Annotated in this window: 14 protein-coding genes; 3 read left to right on the top strand and 11 right to left on the bottom strand. The window is 70.3% G+C overall.

Annotation, left to right across the window (positions count from 1 at the left end):
• Window positions 1-250: 250 nt before the first annotated feature.
• The 9 genes from LJE69_RS19760 to LJE69_RS19720 form a co-directional block, all read right to left on the bottom strand.
• The gene (locus LJE69_RS19760; RefSeq protein ID WP_296927781.1) at window positions 251-1456 is read right to left on the bottom strand and encodes a lipase family protein; all 1206 of its coding nucleotides are present in this window, start codon (window positions 1454-1456) and stop codon (window positions 251-253) included.
• Between the two features lie 167 nt (window positions 1457-1623).
• The gene (locus LJE69_RS19755; protein WP_296927780.1) at window positions 1624-2097 is read right to left on the bottom strand and encodes a carboxypeptidase-like regulatory domain-containing protein; all 474 of its coding nucleotides are present in this window, start codon (window positions 2095-2097) and stop codon (window positions 1624-1626) included.
• Window positions 2098-2596: 499 nt separating this feature from the next.
• Window positions 2597-3802: an ABC transporter permease gene (locus LJE69_RS19750; protein ID WP_296927779.1), complete on the bottom strand. Its 1206-nt coding sequence runs from the start codon at window positions 3800-3802 to the stop codon at window positions 2597-2599.
• Window positions 3802-4536: an ABC transporter ATP-binding protein gene (locus LJE69_RS19745; protein WP_296927778.1), complete on the bottom strand. Its 735-nt coding sequence runs from the start codon at window positions 4534-4536 to the stop codon at window positions 3802-3804. The genes LJE69_RS19750 and LJE69_RS19745 overlap by 1 nt, the downstream gene beginning before the upstream one ends.
• A complete protein-coding gene (locus LJE69_RS19740) occupies window positions 4536-5816 on the bottom strand; it encodes an efflux RND transporter periplasmic adaptor subunit (protein WP_296927777.1) in 1281 nt (426 codons plus the stop codon). The genes LJE69_RS19745 and LJE69_RS19740 overlap by 1 nt, the downstream gene beginning before the upstream one ends.
• Before the next feature lie 357 nt (window positions 5817-6173).
• Window positions 6174-7880, bottom strand: coding sequence for a 2-succinyl-5-enolpyruvyl-6-hydroxy-3-cyclohexene-1-carboxylic-acid synthase (menD, locus tag LJE69_RS19735; RefSeq protein ID WP_296927776.1), 1707 nt, complete (start codon window positions 7878-7880; stop codon window positions 6174-6176).
• Window positions 7881-7904: 24 nt separating this feature from the next.
• Window positions 7905-9395, bottom strand: coding sequence for an isochorismate synthase MenF (locus LJE69_RS19730; RefSeq protein ID WP_296927775.1), 1491 nt, complete (start codon window positions 9393-9395; stop codon window positions 7905-7907).
• Window positions 9396-9574: 179 nt separating this feature from the next.
• Window positions 9575-10579 carry an alpha/beta hydrolase gene (locus LJE69_RS19725; protein WP_296927774.1) on the bottom strand — a complete coding sequence of 335 codons (1005 nt, stop codon included), beginning with the start codon at window positions 10577-10579 and terminating at the stop codon, window positions 9575-9577.
• 92 nt (window positions 10580-10671) lie between these two features.
• A complete protein-coding gene (locus tag LJE69_RS19720) occupies window positions 10672-11271 on the bottom strand; it encodes a heme-binding protein (RefSeq protein ID WP_296927773.1) in 600 nt (199 codons plus the stop codon).
• Window positions 11272-11645: 374 nt separating this feature from the next.
• Here LJE69_RS19720 and rapA point away from each other — a divergent pair, with 374 nt between their 5' ends.
• The 3 genes from rapA (at window position 11646) to LJE69_RS19705 (ending at window position 17653) form a co-directional block, all read left to right on the top strand.
• Window positions 11646-14465, top strand: a complete 2820-nt coding sequence (gene rapA / locus LJE69_RS19715; protein WP_296927772.1) for an RNA polymerase-associated protein RapA — start codon at window positions 11646-11648, stop codon at window positions 14463-14465.
• 284 nt (window positions 14466-14749) lie between these two features.
• Entirely contained in the window at window positions 14750-16684 is a 1935-nt protein-coding gene (locus LJE69_RS19710) for a propionyl-CoA synthetase (protein ID WP_296927771.1), read from the top strand.
• Window positions 16685-17383: 699 nt separating this feature from the next.
• A complete protein-coding gene (locus tag LJE69_RS19705) occupies window positions 17384-17653 on the top strand; it encodes a hypothetical protein (RefSeq protein ID WP_296927770.1) in 270 nt (89 codons plus the stop codon).
• A gap of 232 nt (window positions 17654-17885) precedes the next feature.
• Here LJE69_RS19705 and LJE69_RS19700 read toward each other — a convergent pair whose 3' ends face one another.
• Both LJE69_RS19700 and cydB read right to left on the bottom strand, forming a co-directional pair.
• Window positions 17886-18269, bottom strand: a complete 384-nt coding sequence (locus LJE69_RS19700; RefSeq protein ID WP_296927769.1) for a hypothetical protein — start codon at window positions 18267-18269, stop codon at window positions 17886-17888.
• An 89-nt stretch (window positions 18270-18358) separates the two neighbouring features.
• Complete coding sequence (gene cydB, locus LJE69_RS19695) at window positions 18359-19357, bottom strand: cytochrome d ubiquinol oxidase subunit II (RefSeq protein ID WP_296927768.1); 999 nt, start codon at window positions 19355-19357, stop codon at window positions 18359-18361.

Below are 19357 nucleotides of genomic sequence, written 5' to 3'. Positions count from 1 at the left end.
GGTTGCGGCCGAGCTCCGCGAGGATCAAAGCGCGGGAAGCCGGGATAGACCCCGAGGTGCCCGCAAAACATCTGTCGCCTGGACAGAGGATTATATGCGTGTCGAGGCCCCAGACGCCGCGTGCCCGGCATCGAGCCGGGCACGCGGCGAGCCGGCTGGAAGCCGGCGCTCCCAGTGGGCCGCGCCGGTGGCGCCCGGTCAGCGCGGCGCAATTCGTGGGGATATCTTCGGGTCGGTCCCGTTTGGGCTCTCAGAGCTCCGGGCGGTGTAGCGCGCGGCGTGCGGCCATGGCCACGGCGTCGAACAGCAGGCCGAGGACGTAGCGGAGAAAGGCGCGGGTCAGCTCCACCCCGGACATGGCCTGGCGGCCGAGGAAGCGGAGCACGAGCCCGATCAGCTGTTGGAGGTAGTAGCCCAATTGTGTGGCCAGGTCCGCGGCGCGCTCCAGTAGTCGGGCGATCATGTCAAGCGAGGTGAAGGCAGTGGTCAGGCCCGCCTGCACGATATGCGCCGCCAGCTTGAGCACGAGACTGAGCGCCTTGCTTAGTGCCCAGAGTCCGGTCCCCGGCAGGGTCACGGCGTCCCCGGCGATGGCGAGCGCCTGCTCGACCCCGCCGGTGACGTTGTCGCGGTGGCCGCTCGCGGCGACCTGCTCCCAGTCCAGCTTGGTGACGAGCGTGCCGTAGGCGCTCATCTTGTGCTTCCACGGGTTCAGCGACAGGCCCGTGTTCGGCAGCATCAGCCCGTCGCCGGGCATCGGCCCGTGCGCGAAGGGCCACAGCGGCACCATCGGCACTGGGTCCGCCGGGTTCCAGACGCGCTTGATGTTGCCCGCGAGCAGGTCGTCGGTGAGCGTGCGGCAGAACGGGGACAGCCCGACCCGGGGCGCGCCGAAGGTGTAGAGCTTCACGTCGCAACCGATCCGCCCCTTGATCTCCACCGCGGCCAGCGAAGCGAGGGCGCCGCCGAGGCTGTGCCCGACGCAGTGCACCACGCGCGGGGCGTAAGCCGCCGTGGTGGTGATGAGGTCCCGGCGGAATTGCTCGTAGATCTTGTGAAAGCCCTGGTGGACGAGCAGGCCTTGCGGCCCCCGGGCGAGGCCGACGTTGGCGTTCGACAGCCAGTCGGCGAAGGTAGCGGTGCCGCGCGTCGCCACCACCAGGTGGTCGGCGCCGCTCGACTGCATGACCAGGCCGAAGCCCGACTCTGGGCGCCAGCGCGGCTTCGCGAAGCGCGCGCGGGCCTCAGTGCTGGTGCCCACCGACGAGCCGAACACCGGCAGCCCCGAGAGGGCGCTGACCACCTGCGCGCCGCCGGTGTCGTAGGCCGTGTTCAACGCCTTGAAGCCGCCGAGATCGAAGGCGTCGGTGACGTTCGATTCCTCTTGGATCTCGTAGACCGCCTTGGCGATGTCCGCCGCGAGCGACGGTGCCAGGAAGTTCTCGTTGGCTGCCATGCGCTGTGCTCCTGCTGGATCTTGCGACGCCGGAAGGGCCGATGGCGCGGCGCTTCCCGTGCGGGGCGGGCTGCCGCGCTAGAGTCGACGCCATCAGGCGCCGACCATTAAGGGATTCGGAAGCCGCGTGCTTGACTGGATGCCGGGATGGCATTGCCGGTGTCGCATCATGGCTTATCGGCCTCGACGCAGGTGGAAATGAACAGCCCCTCGCGCATCCGCTCCCCGGTCAGCGTGCACACTAGGTCGAGCGGGCGGCCGTCGAGCTCCCCGTTGCTGTCGTAGTCGCGCTTGGACGCGCGCCAAATGGTGATTGGGCCGTCGGGCGTGTCGGCCTCCACGCGCTGCGCGATGTGGCTCTCGTGGGGCAGCAATGCCGCGAAGAAGCCCGATGCCGTGGCCTCCGGAAAGCGGAACCGACCGTCGGCGTCGGTGGTGGCGCTATCGCTGCCGGTGGTGCCGTTCCAGGCCCATTTCCAGGTGCGCGTGAGTCGCACGCCGGCCGCGGGGCTGCCGTCCGGATGGATCAACCGGGCGTTCCAGGCCGAGCACATGACGAAGGCTTTGCCCATTGCAGTCGCACTCCCCGGCAGGACCACCGCGCAGCAGGCCAGGATGACGAGCAGCAGCCGATGTTGCATGCCGTGTTCCGGTTTGATCTGACACCTTGCTGGAGTATTCCAGGTTTCCAGTGATGGGTAAATCTCTCATTTTAGGGGTCAGGTCTTGCAATCACGCATCCGCAATTGCAGCGCCCGCAGCGCCCCAGGAGAAGGTCCCCCGTTGGCGGTGAGCAACGGTTCAGGAACACCGTGGAAGAAGCGAAGAGACCATAAAAGTACTGCTCGCAACGCCTTGATCATCACGTGGGAGCGGCGTCCTCGCCGCGACTCGCTGCTCATCGCGCCGAGGACGGCGCTCCTACAGCGGTGGACGGACTCACGATCAAGGCTGCTCGCAACGCCGAAAACGAGCGGATGGTAGTTAGGGTTAGCGATAGCGTAACCCGACAATCAACGGGTTACCCCGCCGCAAGGTCGGGTTACGCTGCGCTAACCCGACCTACACCGAGGACTTTCACGGTCTCTTCGCTTCATCCCCCCTACGTCCGCGACGCTTCGGTTGTGCTTGAAGCGTTCCTCACTCATGCCGCAACGCCTCGATGGGGTCGAGCCGCGCGGCGCGCCGTGCCGGGAACCAGCCGAAGACGATGCCGACGGCGGCGGAGAACAGGAAGGCGAGCGCGATGATGCCGCCGTCGACGATGAAGGGGACCTTGAGCGCGCCGGCCAGCAGCAGCGCGGTGCCGAGGGCGAGCAGGATGCCGAGCAGGCCGCCGAAGGACGACAGCACCACGGCCTCCACCAGGAACTGCATCAGCACTTCGGCCTCGCGGGCGCCGATGGCGAGCCGGATGCCGATCTCGCGGGTGCGCTCGGTGACCGACACCAGCATGATGTTCATGATGCCGATGCCGCCGACGAGCAGGCTCACGGAGGCGACCGCACCGAGCAGCGAAGTCAGCACGGTCGTGGTGCCGGCGAGCATGCTCGCGATCTCGCGCATGTCGCGCACGCGGAAGTCGTCCTCGTCCATCGAGCCGATGTGCCGGCGCTCGCGCAGCAGCCGCTCCACGTCGGCGATGGTGCGGTCCATGGACCGGCCCGGCTTCACTGACAGGTAGATGACGTCGACGTCCTGATCGCCGGCGATGCGCCGTTGCAGGGTGCGGATGGGCATCAGCACCAGGTCGTCCTGGTCCATGCCCATGCTGCTCTGGCCCTTGGCCTCCAGCAGGCCGACGATCTCGCAGGCGAGCTTCTTCAGGCGCAGGCGCTGGCCGATGGGGTCCTGGGCGCCGAACAGCTCGCGGCGGACCGTGGCGCCGATGATGCAGGAGGCGCGGCCGGCGCGCAGCTCGCTCGGCGTGAACTGCCGGCCCGCGGCCAGCGTCCAACTGCGCGCGGCGAGATAGGCGTTGTCGGTGCCGGTGACGGACGTGGACCAGTTCTCGTTGCCCGCCACCGCGGTCATGGCGCTGGAGGCGGCCGGTGCTACGGCGGCCAGCGCCGGCAGGTCGTGGCGCAGCGCGGCGACGTCGGCCAGGCTGAACTTCGGCGCGTCCGAGCTCATGCCCGGTCCCATGTGCTGGCCCGGCCGGACGATGAGCAGGTTGGTGCCCAGGGACTCGATCTGGGTGCGCACCGCCGCCGTGGCGCCCTGTCCGAGCGTGACCATGACGATGACCGCGGCCACGCCGATGACGATGCCGAGGATGGTCAGGAACGAGCGCAGCACGTTGCGGCGGATCTCGCGGATGGCGAGCAGCAGGCTGTTGCTGAGCATCAGGCGTCCTCCACCGCGGTCGCGGCTGGCTCCACCAGACCGTCCAGAAAGTGCACGACACGCCCGGCATAGGCGGCCATGTCCTGCTCGTGGGTGATCATGACGACGGTGATGCCGCGCTCGCGGTTCATGGCGCAGAGCAGGTCCATGATCTCGCGGCTGCGAGCGGTGTCGAGGTTGCCGGTGGGCTCGTCGGCGAGGATCACGGCCGGGTCCGTGACCAGCGCCCGGGCGATGGCGACGCGCTGCTGCTGCCCGCCGGAGAGCTCCGCCGGCGTGTGCTTGGCCCAGCCGGTCAGGCCCACCGCGGCCAGCGCCGTCATGGCGCGACGGTGGCGCTCAACGCGGCGCACGCGCTGGTAGATGAGCGGGAGCTCCACGTTCTCCAGCGCGGTGGTGCGCGCGAGCAGGTTGAAGCCCTGGAACACGAAGCCCAGCGCGTGACGTCGCAGCAGCGCGCGCTGGTCGCGGCTCAGGGTGCCCACGTCGACGCCGCGGAAGCGGTAGGTGCCGCTGGTGGGCGTGTCCAGGCAGCCGAGGATGTTCATGGCCGTGGACTTGCCGGAGCCGCTCGGCCCCATCACCGCGACCATCTCGCCGGCGGCGATGTCCAGATCGATGCCCCGCAGCGCGTGCATGGCGGCGCTGCCGCGGCCGTAGACCTTGGTGACGGCGCGCAGCTCGATCAGGGCGCTGCCGGGGGATGCTTCCGGTCTGCCCGCGGCGTCCGCCATCAGCCGCCTCCCTTGCGCACGGTACTGTCGATGATCACGCGCTGCCCGGCGCTGAGGTCGCCTTCGAGAACCTGCGTGTCGGTGCCGTCGCTGACGCCGGTCTTGATGGACACGGCCATCGGCTCGCCGCCCCGCAGCACCCAGACGCGGGCGCCGTTCTCTTTGTGTCCCTCGCCGTTGCCGCCGCGGCCATGGGGCATGTGCGGCAGCAGCATGCCGACCAGTCCGCGGCCGCCACCTTGCGCCTGCTTGCCCGGTTGTTGGGGCGGACTGAAGCGCAGCGCCGCGTTCGGCACCAGCAGCGCGTCGTCCAGGCGCTGCACCAGGATCTCGGCGGTGGCCGTCATGCCCGGGCGCAGCGACAGGTCGGCGTTGTCCACGGCGAGCAGGGTCTCGTAGGTAACCACGCCCTCCACCGTCTGTGGGGCGTAGCGCACCTGTTCGATGCGCGCCGGGAAGCGCCGGTCCGGATAGGCGTCGACGCTGAACTCGGCGCTCTGGCCCACGGCGACGCGGCCCACGTCGGCCTCGTCCACGTCCACGTGCAGCTCCATCTGCGCCAGGTTCTCGGCCAGCGTGAACAGCACCGGGGTCTGCAGCGACGCGGCCACGGTCTGCCCCGGCTCTACCTTGCGCTCCAGCACGATGCCGTCGATGGGGGCGCGGATGACAGCCTTCTCGCGGGTGCGGCGCACGTCGTCCAGCTCCGCTTCGGCTTCCGCCACCTGCGCCTCGGCGACGGCGAGCTGCGCCGTCGCGCGCGTGTGGGCGGCGGTGGCCGTGTCCAGCTCCTCCTGCGAGGACATCCGTTTCTTCAGCAGGTCCCGGGTGCGGCGCAGGCGGTTGGCGGTCTCGGTGACGGTCGCCTTCGCCTCCAGCACCCGGGCGCGGGCGAGCGTCAGCGCCGCCTCGGACTGGCGCAGCCGGGCGTCGAGCTGGTCGGTGTCGAGCCGCGCCAGCTCGTCGCCGGCGTGGACGGTGTCGTTGTAGTCGGCATCGACGACGGCGATGGTGCCGGAGATCTCGGTGCCCACGTCCACCTGGTTCACCGGCTCCAGCGTGCCGGTGGCGGAGACGCGCACCACCAGGTCGCCGCGGCGCACATCGACGGCCTTATATGAGATGCCGCTCTCGTCGCCGCCACGCAGCAGCCACAGCCCCGCACCCAGCGCCGCCAGCGCCAGCAGCGCGAGCAGGATCAGTCGCCGCCGGCGCCGACGTCCGGCGCGTTGCTCGGCCTCGAGGATGTCGGCGAGGTCGCCGTCGGATGGATGGGTCATGGGCTCCGCCGATACTGCCGTTCATTGCCGGTCAGGTTAGACCGCAATGTTGCAAGAAAAGCGGAGCGAGTGGGGCGATGGCGATGGCAATGCGATGAAGTCGAGGCCGGAGTGTCGGCCGGAGTATCGCCCTCCAGGGCGACACGGATCAGCCCCATGAGCCGCCCCGAGCGTGGCCTCGACCCGTCCGCATGAGTGCACCAGTGCGGCGTTTCTCCTAATCTCGTTGTCGTTGTCGTTGTCGTTGTCGTTGTCGTTGTCGTTGTCGTAATCGTGATCTCAACTGTCCGGATATTCGACCACGACCACGACCACGACCACGAGGGAGCCCGGTCTCGGAGTTTCCGCAGAGAAGCACTAGTCGAGCAATTTGGTCTGTGCGATCTCGTTCCAGAATGCCAGGTGCATCGCCCGGGAGGCATCCGCATCGATGCGGACCTCCACCAGCGGTGGGCCACCGGCGCCGGGTTCTCCTGCGGGCGTGCCGTTACCGTCCAGGACCTCGTCGAGCGCGCTGGCATCGGCTACTTGGCAATGCCGCAGTCCGAACACGCTCGCCAGCTCGCCGAGGTCCGGTGCTACCGGCGTCCGCCAGAGTTGCTCGAAGCCCGGTAGCCCGTGCTGGGGCAGGTAGTCGAAGATGCGCCCGCCGCCGTTGTCGATGACGATCACTGGCCGGCGGAATCGATCGCCCAGCAGCCAGCCACTGAGGTCGTGCACCGCGGACAGGTCGCCGAGCAGGCCCCAGCAGGGTGGCCCGGCATAATTGAGCCCCGCCAGGGTCGAGCACTGCCCGTCGATGCCGCTGGCGCCGCGGTTGCCGTGCAGCGCCAGGGCCTCGGTGCGGGTGCCGGACCAGGTGTCGAGCTGGCGGATGGGCAGGGAGTTGGCACACAGCAGGGCCTCGCCGGCAGGGATGCGCGCGAGCAGGGCGCGGATCAGGTGGGCCTCGCACCAGGGGGCGGCTGCCAGGTGCTGGTCGGCGAGGTCGCGGACGCGGGCATCGGCACGGTGCCAGGTGTCGTTCCAGGCGCGGTCGGGCTCGGCGTCGGCCGACAGCGCCGCGCAGACAGCGGCCGGGTGGGCGACAAGCCGGCGTTGCACGTCGTGGCTCGGGTCGCGCCAGCCGCCGGCGGGGTCCACCAGCAGGGCGGGAACACCGCTGAGCCACTGACCGAGCACCTTGGAGACGGGCGCGCCGCCGAAGCGCAGCACCCACTCCGGGCGCAGCCGCTCCGCTGCCTCGCGATGGCGCAGCAGCGCGTCGTAGTGGGCGAGCACGCTGTCCGCCGCGGGGCCGAAGCGCAGCCCTGAGAGTGGGTCCGCCAGCACCGGCAGCGCGAGGCGGCGGGCGGTGGCGCAGAGGGATTCCGCAAAGCCAGCCGGAAACAGGCCCGGCCCGCAGACCACGAGGCCGCGGCCGGGTGGCAACGAAATGGGCGCGAGCGCCGTCGGCTCCGATGGCGCCGTGGACCCGTGCCCCGCCGGCGGCCATGCCGGCAGCGTCCCGTCGCAGCCGGCCGCCGGTACCAGCGGCTCCTCGAAGGGCAGGTTGACCTGCACCGGACCTGGGCGCGAGCCCGATGCGATCACGGCACAGCGCAGGCCGAGGCTGGCGACCGCCTTGAGCGCGGCATCAGCGGCGCGCGGCAGCCCGGGATCGTGCGCCTCGCGCGCGAAGGCCCCGAACAGCCGGGTCTGGTCGATGGTCTGGTTGGCGCCGAAGCCGCGCAGCGCCGGCGGCCGGTCGGCAGAGAGCAGCACCAGCGGCACGCCGGTCTCGCTGGCCTCGATGACCGCCGGGTACCAGTGCGCCGGTGCCGAGCCGGAGGTAGCGAGCAGCGCCACCGGCCGGCCCGAGGCGCGCGCGGCCCCCAGCGCGAAGAAGCCGGCGCTGCGCTCGTCCAGGATCGGGATCAGCGTGAAATCGCCGCGCTGCTGCGCCGCCAGCACCACGGGGGTCGAGCGCGAGCCCGGCGACAGCACCAGGATGCGGACACCGCCGGCGGCGAGCCCCGCCAGCAGTGCGCCGGCCCAACGCAGGTTGATGCAGCCCTGATCCATGCGGGTGGCTCGGGCGTAGCGGCCCTAGGCGTATTGCAGCGCGGAGAGCATGGCGGCGAGCTTGGCCTCGGTCTCGTCCCACTCGGAGCCCGGGTCGGAGCCCGCGACGATGCCGGAGCCGGCGAACAGCTCGGCGTGGGCCTCGTGCACCCGCGCGCAGCGCAGCAGTACCCAAAGCTCGCCGGTGCCGTCCGGTCGCAGCACGCCCGCGGCGCCGGTGTACCAGCCGCGGTCGAAGGGCTCGGCGTGCTTGATCCAGGCCTGCGCCGCGTCCCGTGGCTGGCCGTTGGTGGCGGGGGTCGGATGCAGGCGCTCGGCGAGCTCGAACAGGTCCACACCCGGGCGCGGCCGTGCGGTGATGGGGCTCCACAGGTGCTGGGCGTTGGTGAGCTGCATCACCCGCGGCGCCGGCGGCACCCGAAAGGCGTCGCAGCAGTCGGCGAGGGCGGCGCGGATGGCGTCGATGACGACGCGGTGCTCGCGCAGGTCCTTGTCGGAGCCCAGCAGCGCGTCCCGCAGGGCCGCGTCGCCGGCCACCGACTCGGCGCGCGGCGCGGTGCCGGCGATGGCGTCCACCTCCAGCCGGCCGTCACGCAGATCCAGCAGCCGCTCCGGCGTGGCGGCGACGAAGCTCTGCCCGTTGCGCTTGAGGCTCAGGATCTGGCACGACGGGAACAGGCAGCCCAGCGCGCTCAGCAGCCGGCCGATGTCGAAGGGCCGGGGGCCCTGCACCACGAGCCGGCGCGAGAGCACGACCTTCTCGATGGGGCCGGCGCCGATGCGCGCCAGCGCCGCCTGCACCAGGTCGGTCCAGCCGGCGGCGTCCGGCTGCTCGTGCTGACGCAGAAGATGCGCCGGCGTCAGCGGCCCGTTGAGGGGTCGGTACAGGGCCGGTATCAGTTGCCGCAGCCCAGCGCGCCAGCGCCCGAGCACGGCGTCCGGGGCGGCGGGCAGCGGCGTCGAGAACACCAGCGCCGCCTCGTGGTCGCGGCTGACGAGGCCGATCTCGGGCACCCACAGAATGGCGTTCGGCAGGGAACTGTCGGTGTCCGCCGCGGCCGCGGAGGCGCGCTCGTCGCCGGCGGCGAAGCCGAGCATCGCGAAGGCGTCGAAACCGGTTTGGTCCGGGTCGGCGCGCCGCCAGTCGGTCGTGGCCAAGGCGTCGGTCAGGGTGCGCAGCCGCGCCGGGCCGGCGGCGTGCCATGCCTGCGCCTCGCCGTAGCCCACGTGCAATTCGCCGCGCTGGGCGTGCTGGAATTGGAACTGTCGGCCCGCGAGCTGCGGTGCCGCCGCCGGCGCGCGCGGCAGCGCCAGCAACAGCGACTGCACGCCCCCCGCGGCCGTCAGCTGCAACCGGGCCAGGGCGTCGGCCAGGCGCGCCTCGAGGTGCTCGAGGATCGCGATGGGGGCGAGCATGTCCATTCGGGGCTGGGGTTGCAAGCGGATGTGGCGGATGGGGCCGAGTTGGGTGTCGGGCTGGAGGTCGATCTGGGGATCGGATTGGGCGGCGGACATGGGGCGTGTGGGCGGCGAAGGCTCTGCGTGCGGGCTAGGGCTTGCCGGCTGGCTGCCGCCGACGCCAACATGGGGTCGGATGCGGCTCGCAACAGCACCCTCCGGGGCACGTCCCGGATGACCCGTGCGCGAGCCTTCCCCGTGAGCCGCCGGCCTGAGAGCCGTCGGTGTTGCCGCCGTCAGTCGCTCTTGGCCGCCTTCAGCGCCTCCACGGTGCGCCAGAACTCGTCCAGCGCGGCGATGGTGCGGGTCGGCCGCTCCCACTGCGGGATGCCGAGAGTCGGCTCCACGCGGGTGGTGAACCAGTTGCCCCGCGCCTGCGCGAAGTCCGGCAGCAGATCGAAGGTGACGTTGGCGTCGCGGTCGTAGATCACCAGCACCGGCAGCTCCAGCTTGCCGTACAGCGTTTCGACCGCCTTGCCGGTGAAGAGCTGCCCGGACAGGAAGCGATAGGGCGCGTGCATCGCCCCCGGCTGGTGCGAGGTGGCGTAGGCGTAGTCGATGAGCTCCTCCGGCGGCTCGCCGACATAGCTCTGGCGCATGAAGTAGCGGATGCCGGCTCGCTTGGTGAGCAGACCGTAGAGCCCCTGGCCCAGACCCGGCAGCGTAAAGAACCGGTGCAGGCCCTTGCCGACGCCGCCGGTGGGCAGGCGGCGGTTGCTGAAGCCGGTGGGGGAGAGCAGTGCCAGCGTGTGGAAGCGCTCCGGCGCGTCCAGGCAGGCGCGGGCGGCGAACTCTGAGCTGAGCGAGAAGGCGACGACGTCGGCCGGCTCTTTGACCACGTCGGTGAGGAAGGACACGATGGCCTCGGCGTAGAGCGCCGGCGAATAGGGCCGGTTGCTGCGGTCCGAGAAGCCGAAGCCCGGCAGGTCCGGGGCGAACACGCGCCGCTCGGCGCGGTAGTGCTCGAACAGGGGCTTCATCTCGAAGACGCTGGGAGCGGCGTTGACGCTGTGCAGCAGCACCAGCGGGCGGGTGCCCTCGGGGCCGTCCGCGTACCAGCTCATCTCCTTCAAGGTGGGCGTCGCGTAGACCTCGCGTGGGGCGTCGACGGCCGGCGGCAGTTCTACCCGCTCGCTCAGGTGCCGATCGCCGCTCGCCAAGCCGGCGGCGCCCTCGGTGGTCTTTGGATCGATGGTCTGCAGGGGTGCGCTAGCGCGCACGGCCAATGCTGGTATGGACATCTCCCGCTCCTGTTGCCGGCGATGGGGGGCCGCGCCGTGGCGGCGTTGCCGTGGGCTTCCGCGCCCCGGGCTGACGCCGGTTGGGGGGGCGCTCAGCGCTGGACGCTCAGCAGCACCTCGTTGCGGCGCAGAAACCCGGGCACGAAAGGGGCATTGTAGCGCGCGAAGACGGGCTCTCCGATGGGCGTGAGCCCCGCCCGCTCGACGGCGGAGACCAGCTTGTCCGCCTGCTGTTGCCAGTGCGACTCATCCCAGTCGCCGCGGTAGCGGCGCGCGGCCATCAGCCGTTCCGGGAGCTCGCGCAGGTCGACGTTCGCAACCGCCGGTTGCGGCAGCATGCCCAGCGGAAATTCCTGGGGCATGGTGAATTGCATCAGCCAGCCCTGATCGCCGTCCAGGTCCACCTGCTGCTGCATCACCGGCGCGATCATGGACACCTGCTGGCCCATGCTGTTGCGCCCGTGGAGGTAGTCGAGCAGCAGCGGGTAGGCGGCGTCGTCCGCCTCCGCGAAGCCGCCGGCCACCTTCGTCTCGGCGACCCGCAGCGGCGCATAGTCGCGCAGCTGAAAGCCGTCACCGCGCTGCACCACCTTGTAGTCCGGCCCTTCCGGGCTCACCAGCGCCATGGCCACCAATACGAAGGGCAGCAACATGCCGGCGATGATCAGGTACTTGAGATCGAAGAATCGCATGGTAGTGGTTCGTTGCCGGAGACAATCCGACATTCAAGCACCGCGGGCCCCTGCTGGCGTTGTCTGAGGTCAAGCCGGGCGGGGGCGCTCGCGGGCGCGGGCGCCGTTAGGCCGCAGCCGACGGGCAGAACCTGCCGCGGACGGCTATCATGGGGCGGTGTAGTGCTTCGCCGCTCCGACGCAGAGCCGGTCGAACCCGAGCGAGCACGATGGCCCGGCACCGACTCCCGCAGCGCCTGCTCTAATCCATGCTCCCCGTTGCCGGCGAGGCCGGCCATGGGCGCGTGTCCGCGCCCGACAACGACCGAAGCCTCGAGCCGGCCCGGGCAACGGGTCGCCATCATTTACAACCCAACGACACACCGCGATCGCGCATGCCTGCTCCAACTGCCGACCCAGCCCCACAGGACTTCAAGCCCGGCCAGCGCTGGCTGTCCGAGACTCAGGCCGAGCTCGGCCTCGGCATCGTCGAGGCGAGCGATGAGCGCACCGTCAGCATGCGTTTCCCGGCCACCGGCGAGCAGCGTCTTTATGCGCGGCGCAGCGCGCCGTTGTGGCGCGCGGTATTCGGTGTCGGCGATGTCGTGCGCGATATCGACGGCCAGACGCTCACCGTCGTGGCCGTGGCGGAGCACGCCAATCTGCTCGTCTACAGCGGCGAGGACGCCGACGGCGCCACCCAGCAGGTGCCGGAGCAGTTGCTGGCGGCGGACCTGCACCTGAACCGCCCGCAACAGAAGCTCCTCGCCGCGCGGCTCGACCGCGACACCTGGTTCCGGCTGCGCCAGCACACCTGGAGCCATCGCGGCGAGTGGCCGCTCGCCCCGGTGCATGGCCTGATGGGCGCGCGCATCGCGCCCATCCCGCACCAACTCTACATCGCCGCCGAGGTTGCCGACCGGCTCGCGCCGCGGGTGCTGCTGGCGGACGAGGTAGGGCTCGGCAAGACCATCGAAGCGGGCCTCATCCTGCACCGAATGCTGCTGGACGGCCGCGCGCGGCGGGTGCTGATCCTGGTCCCCGAGGCGCTGCTGCACCAGTGGCTGGTGGAGCTGCTGCGGCGCTTCAACCTGCGCTTTGCGCTGTTCGACCGCGAGCGCATCAACGCCAGCGCGCCGGACGGGCACGGCAACGCCTTCGAGAGCGAGCAGCGGGTGCTCTGCTCGCTGGACCTGCTCACCGAGACGCCGTCCCACGCCGCCGCCGTGCTCGGCGCCGATTGGGACCTGCTCATCGTCGACGAGGCCCATCACCTGGAATGGACGCCGGAGGACAGCGGCCTCGACTACGACCTCGTCGAGGCGTTGGCGGACCAGACACCCGCGGTGCTGTTGCTGACGGCTACGCCGGAGCAGCTCGGGCGCATGGGGCATTTCGGCCGGCTGCGGCTGCTGGACCCGGAGCGTTTCTCGGACTACGACGCCTTCCTGGCGGAGGAGGCGGACTACGCCGCCGTGGCCGAGATCGCCGCGCGGCTCCTGGAGGACGTCCCGCTCGATGACGAACAGGCCACGCGCCTGCACGCGGCGCTCGGCGACACGACTGGGCTGGCCACCGACACCGTCGTCGAGCGCCTGCTGGACCGCCACGGCACCTCGCGCATCCTGTTCCGCAACACCCGCGCCGCGGTGGCGGGCTTTCCGGAGCGCCACCCTCACGCCCATGCGCTGGTGGCGCCCGAGGGTTACGTCGTGGCGGGCGCCGACGCCACCCACCCGGAGCGGGCCGCCGGCGCCACCTGGCCGGAGCACGACCCGCGCGTGACCTGGCTGCTGGAACTGCTGCGCGAGCTGCACCCGGCCAAGGTGCTGCTCATTGCCGCTCGTGCCGAGACCGTGCTGGCGCTGCGGACCCACCTGCACGAGCGTCATGGCGTGCACGCCGCCGTCTTCCACGAGGGCATGGAGATCGTCGAGCGCGACCGTGCCGCGGCCTATTTCGCCGACCCGGAGGAGGGCACCCGGCTGCTGCTCTGCTCGGAGATCGGCAGCGAGGGGCGCAACTTTCAGTTCGCCCACCACCTGGTGCTGTTCGACCTGCCGCTCGACCCGGAACTGCTGGAGCAGCGCATCGGCCGGCTCGACCGCATCGGCCAGACCCGCGACGTGGAGATCCACGTGCCCTACATCGCCGGTACCGGCATGGAGACCCTGTACCGTTGGTATGCCGATGGCCTGGACGCTTTCGCCCGGCACTGTCCGGCGGCGCCTGCCGTCTACGAGCAGCTCGGGGCACGGCTGCACGCGGCGCTCGCCGGCGATGCCGCCGACGGCGAGTCCGTCAACGACCTGCTGCGCGACGCCGCGGCGCTGCGCGAGCGCCTGAACGCCGAGCTCTCCGCCGGCCGCGACCGGCTGCTGGAGCTCAGCTCGCATCGCCCGGACGTCTCTGCCGACCTGGTGCAGGCCATGGAGGCCGCCGATCGCGATCCGGCCCTGTTCGAGTACCTGAGCGCGTTCTGGGACGCCTTCGGGGTGGACCAGGAGCCGGGGCTCGGCGGCTCGGTGGTGCTGCACCCCGGCCGGCACATGCTCCAGGAGCACTTCCCCGGGCTGCCCGAGGATGGGCTCACCGTCACTTTCGACCGCAACCACGCCCTGGCGCACGAGGACCGGTCGTTCCTGAGCTGGGAGCATCCGCTGACCCTCGCGGCCATGGATCAGCTTACGGGCTCCGACCTCGGCGGCGCGGCGTTGATCCTGACCCGCAGTCCGGGCTTCCGCGCCGGTGCGCTATTGCTGGAGATGCTCTACGTGGCCGAGTGCCCGGCGCCGCCGGCGCTGCGGGTGCAACGCTTCCTGCCGCGGCTCGGGCTGCGGCTGCTGCTGGACGAGCACGGCGGCGACCACGCCGCGGCCATCGCCACCGACGCCCTCACCGGCAAGTGCCTCACCGGCAACCGCAAGCTCGCCTCGGCGCTCATCACCGCCAAGACGCCGGCCATCGAGCGCATGCTCGCCGCCGGCGAGGCGCGCGCCGACGCCGCCGTGAGCACCATGCGCGAGGCCGCGGTGGCGCGCATGGAAGCGATGCTGGACGCCGAGATCGAGCGTCTGAGCGCGCTGGCCCGCGTCAACCCCGCCGTGCGCACCGACGAGATCGACCAGTTGCGCCACCGCCGCGAGCGGCTCGGGCAGGTGCTGCGCCGGGCGCATTTGCGGTTGGATGCGGTGCGGCTGGTGGCGCATGCTTGAGTGCGAAGTGCGAAGTGCGAAGTGCGAAGTGCGAAGTGCGAAGTGCCGTGGGAGCGGCGTCCTCGCCGCGATTCAGGGCGCGGCGGTGCGGGAATGCAAGCAGAACAGGGCCGATACGCCCATCCGCCGCCGAGCACGCCGGTGCGCCTGAACCGGCACGTTTTTCAATGCATTGCATAGTTGTCCCCCGCGCAATTGCCGTGGTTTCGCCGCTGCGCTAACGTTCCCCGCTCAAATCACAGCGGCCGCCCGTGAGGCGCCGCGACACCACCGGGGAACATCACATGGCAGACGCAGCATCCACCGACACGGCTCCCCACGCCGGCGCCTGGCGGGCGGCTTACGAGCGCTCGCTCGCCGACCCGGCGGGCTTCTGGGGCGAGGCAGCGGAGGCCATCGACTGGTACCAGCGCTGGGACCGGGTGCTGGACGACAGCAACGCGCCGGCCTACCGCTGGTTCGCCGGCGCCGAGCTCAACACCTGTCACAACGCCGTGGACCGGCACGTGGCGCAAGGCCGAGGCGCGCAGCCGGCCATCATCCACGACAGCCCGGTGACGGGCACGCTCGCCAGCATCACCTACGCGGAGCTTCAGGAGCGCGTGGCGCGCTTCGCCGGCGCCCTGCGCGGGCTCGGCGTGGGCAAGGGCGACCGGGTCATCGTCTACATGCCCATGGTGCCGGAGGCAGCCATCGCGATGCTCGCCTGCGCGCGCATCGGCGCCGTGCATTCGGTGGTGTTCGGCGGCTTCTCGGCGCGAGAGCTGGCCACGCGCATCGACGACGCGAAGCCCAGGGTCGTCGTCGCCGGCTCCTGCGGCATCGAGCCGAGCCGTATCGTCGCCTACAAGCCGCTGCTGGACGACGCGCTGGCGCAGGCGAGCCATCAGCCCGAGCACTGCGTGATCCTGCAGCGCGAGCAGCAGCCGGCGGACCTGATGCCCGGCCGCGACCTGGACTGGGCAGCGCTGACCGCCGCCGCCGAGCCCGCCGACTGCGTACCGGTGGCCGCCACCGACCCGCTCTACATCCTCTACACCTCCGGCACCACCGGACAGCCCAAGGGTGTGGTGCGCGATAACGGCGGCCACGCGGTGGCCATGACCTGGTCCATGCGCAACGTCTACAACGTGGCACCGGGGGAGGTGTTCTGGTCCGCGTCGGACGTCGGCTGGGTCGTCGGCCACTCGTACATCGTTTACGCGCCGCTGCTGCACGGCTGCACCACGGTGATCTACGAGGGCAAGCCCGTCGGCACGCCGGACGCCGGCGCCTTCTGGCGGGTCATCGAGCAACACAAGGTGTCCGTGCTGTTCACGGCGCCCACGGCGTTCCGCGCCATCAAGCGGGATGATCCGGAGGCCAAGCATCTCGCGCGCTACGACACGAGCAGCTTGCGCGCGCTCTTCCTGGCCGGCGAGCGCTGCGACCCGAACACCCTGGAGTGGGCCGGCGAGATCCTCGGCGTGCCGGTGGTGGACCACTGGTGGCAGACCGAGACCGGCTGGGCCATTGCGGCCAACTGCCTGGGATTGGAGCAACTGCCCATCAAGCCCGGCTCGCCCACCAAGCCCGTGCCGGGTTACGACGTGCAGGTGCTGGGCGACGACGGCTCTGCGGTGGCGCCCGGCACCATCGGCCGCATCATGATCAAGCTGCCGCTGCCCCCGGGCTGCCTGCCGACGCTGTGGGGCAACGACGAGCGCTTCCGCGCGTCCTACTTGTCCGCCGAGCCTGGTTACTACCTCAGCGGCGATGCCGGCTACTTCGATGACGACGGCTACCTCTTCGTCATGAGCCGCATCGACGACATCATCAATGTCGCCGGCCACAGGCTCTCCACCGGCGGTATGGAGGCGGTACTGGCAGGCCATCCGGACGTCGCCGAGTGCGCCGTCATCGGCGTCGCCGACCAGCTCAAGGGCGAGCTGCCGCTGGGGCTCGTGGTGCTCAAGGCCGGTGTCGAGCGCGCCGAGGTCGATATCGCCAAGGAGCTCGTGGCCAAGGTCCGCCAGGAGATCGGCCCCGTCGCCGCCTTCAAGACCGTGCTGGTGGTCCCAAGGCTGCCCAAGACCCGCTCGGGCAAGATCCTGCGCGGCACCATGAAGCACATCGCCGACGGCACCGAGTACCGCATGCCCGCCACCATCGACGACCCGGCCATCCTGGAGGAGATCCACGATGCCCTGGTCGCGGCCGGCTATGCGCACGCCGGCTAGCGCAGCGTTTTTCCTGACTTTGCTTTCGTCGTCTCTGTCTCCCTTATCGTTGTCGAATATCCGACCACGACCACGACCACGACCACGAGCAGAGACTTCGACCAGGTTCCTCGGCTCCGGCCCCACCCGGGTTGGCATCCTGCAAAATAGGCTGAAGCAGGGGGCTAGTGCACGGCCTTGGAATTGTCGATACCGTTCGCTATCCGGCGCCAGCAAGTGTCGCCCTGGAGGGCGACACTCCGGCCATCGCGATCCACGGCCGGAGTGTCGGGCTCCAGGTCGACGCGGATCAGCGCCGCGGGCGGCGTTGAGAGTGGTCTCGATACTTTCGCATCAATGCACTAGCTCCGTAGTCGGGCTGAGGAACGAAACCCGACACCGCGCGACCTAACCGCCGGTTGGTCGGGCCTCCTTCGTCGGCCCGACCTACAAGAGAACGCTTTGGATCGCGGCGAGCAACATACTTTCGCGGTCTCTGCGCTTATCCACACTACCTCCGCAACGCTTGCAGGGCGGCCGGCGTTGCCCGCGACGTCGCTTGCCGGCCGTACTGGGTTCGGGGTGGCTCGAGCCATGGCGGCCCGGCCAGCGCCCGCCATGGCCTGCGTTCCCGCCGCCAAACGGTGCTGTGCAATCGGCCCGGCCAGGCCCTAAATTCCGGCCGCGGAATCGCCCGCATCCTGTGCAGAGAACCAGACGATGAAGACCTCCAAGCGTGTGCTCTTGATGAGTGGCTTGTTGGTGTCGGCCGCGGCCCTGGCCGCGACGGAGCCGGTGGCCTGGCCGGCCGGCGCGCAAGACAAGCAGGACCCGCAGGTCCTGGCGTTCTACGAGGATCAGTGCAACCGCTGGGCCGATGGCCAGGGTCTGAGCGGCGAGCAGCGCGGCGCTTACCTTGCGCGCTGCCGCGTGAATGCCGCGATCATCTATCCCGTGGGCTACGCGGAGAGCGATGACGGCGAGGAGTAGCCGCCGCGGTGGGGGCGGCACTCTCGGTGCCGCGACCAGCACGCGACTTCCCTCCTCCCCCCGGCAGCGATCAACCGCGCGCAAGTGCGCGGCAGGTCGCGCCACGAACGGCAGTGGCGCTCCCACGGCGATTGCCGCGTGCGTGCCCCGGTGGCGAGGCGCGCGATGTGCGGCGCTTGCGCTATCCGCTGCTGCCGGGTCCGGATGTGGATGTGCGCACCCACCCGAGACCTCATCGCTTCAACGGCATGAACTGCACCGGCTGCTGCTTGATGTAGTCCTGCTCGAAGTCGAGCTCGATGGCGAAGCCGTCGTCTTCCCGGCGGAGCTTGACCTGCTTCAGCTCCGGCAGGCGCACGGCGAGGTAGGTGGTGAAGGCCGCCGCTTGGGCCTCGTTGTCGCTGACGATGGCGTGCGCGAGGTTGGCGGCGATGAACCGCGCCTTCTGCATGGGGTCCGGCGCAGGCAGCCGGTGGCCGTCGATGTCGATGCCCTCGGCGTCCATGCGCCGGTCCATCTTGTCCAGATAGGCGCCCTGGTAGTCTGGCAGCGGTTTGGCTCGGTCGAACTCGATCTGGGCGATGCCGTCCAGCAGGACGGCCATCAGTCTCGACATCGTTACTACTCCTGATTCAGCAGCTTGGCTCGACTCGCGATGGTACGCGGGCCGAGCCCTTGCGAGAGGCCCTCCATAGCCGTGTACCGTCAATGGTATTGCTGCCCCGTATGCAACTTGCCCCGGAACACCCAATAGACCAGCATGGTGTAGGCGAGGATGACCGGCAGTACGATGACGCCGGCCCCCCAGAACAGAAATCGCAGCGTCGCGTCCGGCGCCGCCGCCTCGGTCAGCGTCAGGTGATAGGGCACGAGCCAGGGCCAGAAGCTGGCCGCCAGCATGAGGTACGCGGTGAGGAACAGGATGGACGCCATCAGGTAGGGTTGACCATCGCGCCGTACGGCGACGCCCCAATAAAGCCCCGCGGCGGCGAGGCTTGCAGCGACAGGCAGCGCGAACAGCACGGGGTGCGCGAGCCAGCGGTCCACCACGCGGAAGTCGCCCACCAGCGTGCCCACCAGCGCCAGCACGACGAAGACGATGACGCCCGTCATCAGCCAAGGCAGCCAGCGATAGGCCCAGTCGCGCAGTGCGCCCTCGGTCTTCAGCACCAGCCAGGCGGCGCCGAGCAGCGCGTAGCCTACCATCAGCCCGACGCCGCAAAGGAGCGGGAAGGGCGCCACCCAGTCGAAGGGCGTACCTGAGAAATCCCGCCCCTTGACCGCGATGCCCTGCACCATGGCGCCGATGGCCGCCCCCTGCACGAAGCTCGCCACCGCCGAGCCGCCGATGAAGCCGAGGTCCCAGATCCAGCGCCCGCGCCGCGTCTTGTAGCGGAACTCGAAGGCGACGCCGCGCAGGATCAGCGCAACCAGCAGCAGTGCCACCGGCAGATAGAACGCGGACAGGAAGATCGAATACACCACCGGGAAGGCCGAGAACAGCACGGTGCCGACGACGACGAGCCAGGTCTCGTTGCCGTCCCAGAGCGGAGCGATGGAGCCCATCATCGCCTGGCGCTGGTCCTCGTCGCCGTTGAAGGCGAAGAGCATGCCGACGCCGAGGTCGAAGCCGTCCAGCAGCACGTAGATCAGGATCGCCAGCGCCAGCACGGCGCCCCAGAAATGTGCGAAGTCGAGTGCCAT

The sequence above is a fragment of the Thiohalocapsa sp. genome, from assembly GCF_022340605.1.
Taxonomy (GTDB): Bacteria; Pseudomonadota; Gammaproteobacteria; order Chromatiales; family Chromatiaceae; genus Thiohalocapsa.
The sequence above is the reverse complement of the archived record's forward strand: the minus strand, read 5'-3'. Positions and strand labels throughout refer to the sequence as shown.